Raw genomic sequence first — 1,597 nt, 5'->3', positions numbered from 1 at the left:
CTTGATCTGCCAGCCGTCCGTGAACGGCTCGGCACCCGGGAGCAGCAGCGACGACGACAGCAGCGGCTCGCCGAGCTCGTGCAGGATCGCCTGCGCGACGCGGTTGTCGGGGATCCGCACGCCGACCGACCGCTTCTGAGGGCAGGGCGACCGACTCAAGACCCGCTGACGCGCTCCGACGACCGGTGGGGCTGGGGTCGCCGAGTGGTCACGAAACAGACACAAGCGAGCCCAGACGCTGCACTGCTGAGTGCAGCGTCTGAACTGCGCATGGTCTAGGCGTGCTCGAGCGTGCGCTTGTCGGCAGCTTCGAGCCGACGTTCGCGCTCGTCTAGCTCTTGCTCGGCCTCGTCTAGGGTCACGAGTACGTCAGTGCTCGGGTGCATGCTTCGCAACTTGAGGATGTATCCACGAGCCGCATCGATCTGGCGTCGCTCGGGGGATGTCATCGTGCCACCTTCTCCCTCTGCGGTACCTACAGTCTAGGACTGGAGATAAGGCCGCGCACCGTCTCGGCTGCGGTGGCCAGGACGCCGCGTACCTCCGGTGTGTCGAGACACCTGGGGTTCGCTGCCGGTCGGTCGCTAGGGATGTCGATTGAGATACATCCAAGCACCTGTCCCTGACTATCGACGATCGGAACCGCCAACACCTGCTGATACTTGCGGATCGCATCTAGGTACTCGTCGCGGTCGAAGCCCCAGCGGTCAGCTGGCTTCATCGCCCTCCATGCTGCCTCACTGAGTTCCGTCTTGTTCTTCATCTTCTCTTGCAGTGCCGTGAAGTCCCAGAACCGGGTCTGGCCGCTGTCCCAGCATCGACCGATGACGCCCTTGCCTTTAGTCCACGCCCGGTCGCTCATGGGTGGGTAGTCGCTGAGGCGGCGGTGGCCTACGCGGTGCAGGGCGGGCGCGCCGTGACGCGGCGTGTAGATGCGCCAGACGTTGCAGCCCGCGACATCAACGTCGATGTGCGCTTCCTTGGCCACCTGGACAAGGACACTCACGAGTTGCTTCTCGATCTGGAGCGCGTTGGCTTCAGAGCGACCGCGATGACGCACTCGAAAGAGACCCCACACCGACTCGGCCGCCGTCGCAACGATCAGGACCACACCCGTCAGCACTGCTGCCCCTGGCCACAGCGACGGATCCTTGGCTGTGCCCGGGTACCGCGCTGCCATGATCTGTGTTGCGGCAGCGGATGCGGCCAAGACGATCAGCACCACGCGACCGATCTGCACCCAGGCGTCCACGCGCCGCAGTTCGCGTGCGATCGCGCTGCCCCTCACGTTCTCTCGCTTTCATTGAGGCCGCGCTCCGGGCAGCGGCGCGCACCGGAGATTACCGCAAGAGCGTTTGCCAGGAGGGACCCCCAACCCATCGGTTGGTCGCGGCGACGGCATGGTCGCGTCAGGCGAAGCGGCTCGGGTCACCCGCGCCCACACGGACGACCTCCGGTGCGCCCTCGGTCCAGTCGACGACCGTCGTCGGCTCCGTGCCCGCGTCGCCCGCGTCGACCACGGCGTCGACCTGGTGGTCGAGCTCCTCCTTGATCTGCCAGCCGTCCGTGAACGGCTCGGCACCCGGGAGCAGCAGCG

The 1,597-nt window shown here is 66.2% G+C and carries 4 protein-coding genes; all 4 read right to left on the bottom strand.

Features of this window, described 5'->3' with window-relative positions; all coding sequences use genetic code 11:
* A partial coding sequence (locus CBZ_RS21970; RefSeq protein ID WP_281274855.1) for a Sua5/YciO/YrdC/YwlC family protein occupies positions 1-225 on the bottom strand: 225 nt, incomplete at its 3' end.
* 50 nt (positions 226-275) lie between these two features.
* Positions 276-449, bottom strand: a complete 174-nt coding sequence (locus CBZ_RS20745) for a hypothetical protein (protein ID WP_165446657.1) — start codon at positions 447-449, stop codon at positions 276-278.
* Positions 450-475: 26 nt separating this feature from the next.
* On the bottom strand, positions 476-1,288 hold the full coding sequence (locus CBZ_RS04970) for a hypothetical protein (RefSeq protein WP_130780485.1): 813 nt from the start codon (positions 1,286-1,288) through the stop codon (positions 476-478).
* A 121-nt stretch (positions 1,289-1,409) separates the two neighbouring features.
* Positions 1,410-1,597 (bottom strand): L-threonylcarbamoyladenylate synthase (locus CBZ_RS04965; RefSeq protein ID WP_174768630.1); only part of this gene is annotated, 188 nt, incomplete at its 5' end.

The sequence above is a fragment of the Cellulomonas biazotea genome (genome assembly GCF_004306155.1).
Classification (GTDB): domain Bacteria; phylum Actinomycetota; class Actinomycetes; order Actinomycetales; family Cellulomonadaceae; genus Cellulomonas; species Cellulomonas biazotea.
The sequence above is the reverse complement of the archived record's forward strand: the minus strand, read 5'-3'. Positions and strand labels throughout refer to the sequence as shown.

Coding starts and splice junctions, on each gene's coding strand:
- CBZ_RS20745 (WP_165446657.1), bottom strand. CDS start 449: ATGACATCCCCCGAGCGACGCCAGATCGATGCGGCTCGTGGATACATC.